We start from the raw sequence: 4,211 nt of genomic DNA, 5'->3' as shown, positions 1-4,211 counted from the left end.
ACAAGCTCGTTGACATCCCTCACGCCAACAATAACGACCCCCACGACTCTCCGTCACCACCGAAAGTGAGACAGGGCCGCTCTTTTGACAGACCCTGACGCGCAGGCCGGCACAACAAAAATCCCGGCAGAGCCGACTCCCCGGTTCCAGCATCAGTCCATAAAGTCCTCGATGCTCATATTGCCGATCCCCAGGTTGCACACCATGATCACGACCTCGTCGGGATACATTCGAAAGGGGTACCCGATGTTCCTGCCCTTCAGGGGTATGACCAGGACGCGATGGTCGGGATCACGCATAGAGGCCCCGTCGGCGATCATCACGACGTCCGCGACGTCTTGATGATCGTCGGCATCCTCGTAGGCCAGTGCCATGAGCTGTTCCGGGCTGGCGCCCTCGAACCTCCGGTCGTCCACCTCGTCGATTTCTTCGCCGCAGAACATTTCGGCGTCCTGCGCAGGGTGGTGCGTGGCGTCCAGGAGTGATGCCCAGGCGGCGTCATCGCTGAAGTCGGTACGCACGAGAAGACCCCAATTCTCCTGGAGGAGCAGGGGCAGATCCCGGGCCGGGGGCTCGTAGCGCGGCGGAGGGTCCAGTACCTCCAGACGGCTGCCCACGGGATCGGGCAGACGCCTCTGCCAGTCCTCCGTGCTCTCCGCGTCCTCGCGCCGCCCCCCGGATTCCGCAGGGGCATCCTCCGCCCAAATCTCCAATGTAAAACACTGGTACGGCCGGTGCAGTACCAGATAGGCCAGAGCCGCTTGACGAGGCGTGATCCAAAACAAATCCCCGTCAGTACCCGAAAACGCCAGCAGCGGACGCAGGCGCGAGTCGGCTGTGGTCCTCTCATCAGCCATCAAAACCAGATCCGGAATCCACCCTCCCTCCTTCTTCACCGCCGCACGCACCTCACCCGCAGTGGCACCCCGCCACCCAGGATCATCCACCACGATCAGACGCCGCCGCACAGGCCCCCGCACCACCGGACACACATCCCCCGCACGCACTGCGCCAGGCAACTCACCCATACGGGAAAGCACATCACCCCACACACCGTCATCACCGTGAGTACGGACCACCAACATGCCGGACACCCGCGGACCGTCATCACCCAAAGGAAGAGACAAAGAGGGACACATCACACAAAACCTCGCAATCAATCTCACGCACCATCAACAACTCCGTTCTACACCCCACCACCGACAACCCACCCCAGCCCACCAGGACTTCGCACGCCACCCGGCAGCAGCCATACGAAAACCGAACCGCCTCACCCGGCTCGGTCGGGAGAGCCATGAATCAGGTGGGCACACGACCTGAAGAAACCCCTGACGGACACCAAAGACGATCACCTGATCGAGAACGCTGACGGCGTGTCGACTGCAGTGCCGGAGCAGGACGCTCACGGTGCCGCCGAAAGATCCACCGCGTGCCACACCAGGAGGACTTGACCCACACAAAGCCGGGAACAAACTCCTTCGTATCCCCGCGCGCACAACCGTGCTCGAAGAAGCGGCGGAAGCACCGGCCAAACAACCGCCGCGGCCTGAGACCAGCCCTCCCCGCCACTGACCGGGCAAAAAAGGCCCTCACCCTCGCGGACAAGCCCGGAAACCAGTACTGACCACATCGAGTGATGTAGGGGAGAGTGTAGGGAGGGGTGCAGGGAAGAAGACAAGGCTGCAGCGCGGCACAGTAGCCCGTCACCACTTGAAGAACACCGCCATAAACAGCGGGAGGCCGACCCCGCCGACCGCCACCGTGACCGGCCGGCCAAGCGCCGACAGGGCACACACGACGCAGACGACACCACCCTGCCCCAGGACCCTTTGTACCCCGTGCGCTCCGCACCCGCGACACGCCACGGACACCAACCCCGCCTTCCGCCTCGCGCGAACGCCGACACCGTACGGTCGCTGCGGAGCCGTCGGACGTGACGGCCCCGGCCGGGCGGAAACGTACTCCTTCCGCAACACCCGCCCGGCCAACACCACCCACCGGCGGGCCCAACCCGAGGGGTGCGCTGGTGATCGGATCGTCCTCCGGGCCGGACGCCCTCCCCAGCTTGCTCGCCTTCGCGTACCACGAACGCATCCTCTTCGGCAGCGACTTCCCCTACGCCCCCGCTCCCGTCGCGGCAGCATTCAACCAGCTCCTGGACACGCGGAGCGGCCTCACGGACGAGTAGAAGACGGCCTTCGACCACGGCAACGCCGAGAAGATCTTCCCGCGCCTCACCTGAGGAGAACGGCCGCACCGGACGCCGTGCCCGGACACCACATCCATCCGCCGTACCCGTCCGCCGTACCTGTCCGCCGTACCTGTCCGCCGTGCCCGTCCGACACGCTCGTGCGGCGCCACGCGCCGACGCGGATCGTGCGCGGGAGGGCCGGGTCAGCGGGCGAGGCGGGGAAAGAGCGCCTCGGCATTGCCACGGTCGACGGCCGCCGCCTGGCCGGGGGCGAAGTCCGGGTAGGTCTCCAGGAACCGGTTGTAGTAGGTACCCACCTCCTGCGGGGCGAAGGGCCAGTCGCTGCCGTAGAGGACATGGCCGGGCTCGGCGAAGGCGAGCAGGGCTGGCAGGGCGGACGGGCTGGCGGACAGCGCGGTGTCGAAGTAGAACCGCTTGAGGTCACGCAGGATGTCGTCGGCCTTGCGCTCGCGGTCCACGACGGTGGAGGTCAGACCGGAGAAGCGGTAGGCGGCGTACGGCAGGAATCCGCCGCCGTGGGACAGGATGACGCGGAGGTCGCGATAGCGGTCCAGGACGCCGTTGAGCACCATGTTCAGGGCGGTGCGGGTGGTGTCGAAGACGTAGTCCGCGAGCGGGGCGGGGGTGCCGGGCAGCAGCGTCATCGGGGGCTGTGCGGGGTGGACGAAGACGTTCGCGGCGCGGCGGTCGAGTTCGGCCCACAGCGGCTCGAAGCCCGCGTCGCCGAGGTATGTGCCGTGGGCGTTGGACATCAGCACCACGCCGTCGGCTCCGAGGACGTCGAGCGCGTGGACGGCTTCCGCGACGGCCGCGTCCACGTCGGGCAGCGGGATGCTCGCGAAGTGACCGAAGCGGTCGGGGTTGTCCTTGACGACCTCGGCGCCGTACTCGTTGACGGCGCGGGCCAGGCCGCGGGCCACAGCGTCGTCGCCGAGGTGGACGCCGGGCGAGGTGACGGACACGACGCCGGTAGCGATGCCCTGCTGGTCCAGCATCGCGATCGCGCTCCGCGGGCTCCAGGCCGGGATGGCCCAGCCGCCGGAGTCCAGGCCGCGCGCGGCCAGGGTCTCGGCCCAGACCGGCGGGACGATGTGCTGGTGGACGTCGATGCGTGCGGGGAAGTCCATGATTCAAAGCCTCCTAAAGCTTAGCTTGCTAGCTACTAACTTTAGTTAACTAACAGTCATGCGAGAGACGAGCAAATGCGAGGAAGACGACTCCCCGGACCCGGCCTGCGACGAGGCGGGCGTACGGGAGCTGGCGCAGGCCGCTGACCGGCTGTTCTACGCGATGCGCCGCTCTCGGGCGGCCACCGTGGGCCGCTCCGGGGCCGGACTGTCCATGGCGCAGCTCACACTGCTGGAACCCCTCTCCGCGGACGCCCGGGGCGACGGACTGCCGGTCGGCAGGCTCGCCGCCACCGCCGAGGTCAGCGTTCCCACCGCCACCCGCATGCTCAAGCAGCTCGAAGCGGCGGGAGCGGTCACCCGGCAGCGCGCTCCGCACGACGAACGCCAGGTCCTCGTCCGGCTCACCGACGACGGCGCCGACCGGCTCGCGGCGATGCGGACGGAACTGCGGGCACGCCAGTCCGAGGCGCTGTCACACTTCACCCCCTGGGAACGCCGTGAACTCGCCGCGCAGCTCCAGCGCCTGGCCGCCGTCATCGGCGACACCGTCCCCCAGCCCGGCGACTGCGACACCACACGGCCGTGACACACCTGCGTCACCCAGCCTTCGGCGGCGCACTCGACGGCCGTACAGCCCTGACGGGGCCGGGGCACGGCGGAGGCGCCGGGGGAGCCGTGGTCGCGTCCGAGGCCACGCCGCCGTGCGCGACCCTGCCGCTCACCGCACCCGGAAGACCGGTCCGCGCGGGGTGAACGGTAGCCCCGCGCCCTCCGGGATCGGGAGTGTCTAAGAAGTCATCTCATTTGGTGAGGCGTCGGTAGCAGATGAGAGTTGCGGCGATGCCTGCGAAGGCGAGGAAGTGTTCTGC

The 4,211-nt window shown here is 67.8% G+C and carries 4 protein-coding genes; 2 read left to right on the top strand and 2 right to left on the bottom strand.

Going from position 1 to position 4,211, the window contains the following annotated elements; genetic code table 11:
• Window positions 1-152: 152 nt before the first annotated feature.
• The gene (locus LCE31_RS37405) at window positions 153-1,085 is read right to left on the bottom strand and encodes a DUF6924 domain-containing protein (RefSeq protein ID WP_374118687.1); all 933 of its coding nucleotides are present in this window, start codon (window positions 1,083-1,085) and stop codon (window positions 153-155) included.
• A gap of 941 nt (window positions 1,086-2,026) precedes the next feature.
• On the opposite strand from LCE31_RS37405, the gene LCE31_RS37400 reads away from it, so the two are divergent.
• Window positions 2,027-2,188: a hypothetical protein gene (locus LCE31_RS37400; protein ID WP_308042396.1), complete on the top strand. Its 162-nt coding sequence runs from the start codon at window positions 2,027-2,029 to the stop codon at window positions 2,186-2,188.
• A gap of 206 nt (window positions 2,189-2,394) precedes the next feature.
• Here LCE31_RS37400 and LCE31_RS37395 read toward each other — a convergent pair whose 3' ends face one another.
• Window positions 2,395-3,339 (bottom strand): amidohydrolase family protein, encoded by a 945-nt coding sequence (locus LCE31_RS37395; RefSeq protein ID WP_225022539.1) that lies wholly within the window; start codon window positions 3,337-3,339, stop codon window positions 2,395-2,397.
• A gap of 58 nt (window positions 3,340-3,397) precedes the next feature.
• Here LCE31_RS37395 and LCE31_RS37390 point away from each other — a divergent pair, with 58 nt between their 5' ends.
• A complete protein-coding gene (locus tag LCE31_RS37390; RefSeq protein ID WP_225022537.1) occupies window positions 3,398-3,928 on the top strand; it encodes a MarR family winged helix-turn-helix transcriptional regulator in 531 nt (176 codons plus the stop codon).
• Window positions 3,929-4,211: the final 283 nt, after the last annotated feature.

The sequence above is a fragment of the Streptomyces sp. 8L genome, from assembly GCF_020176795.1.
In the GTDB taxonomy this organism is placed as follows: Bacteria; Actinomycetota; Actinomycetes; order Streptomycetales; family Streptomycetaceae; genus Streptomyces.
The sequence above is the reverse complement of the archived record's forward strand: the minus strand, read 5'-3'. Positions and strand labels throughout refer to the sequence as shown.

Bases quoted from the DNA above. Each gene is read 5' to 3' on its own strand.
- LCE31_RS37395 (WP_225022539.1), bottom strand. From the start codon at position 3,339: ATGGACTTCCCCGCACGCATCGACGTCCACCAGCACATCGTCCCGCCG.
- LCE31_RS37390 (WP_225022537.1), top strand. From the start codon at position 3,398: ATGCGAGAGACGAGCAAATGCGAGGAAGACGACTCCCCGGACCCGGCC.
- LCE31_RS37405 (WP_374118687.1), bottom strand. From the start codon at position 1,085: ATGTTGGTGGTCCGTACTCACGGTGATGACGGTGTGTGGGGTGATGTG.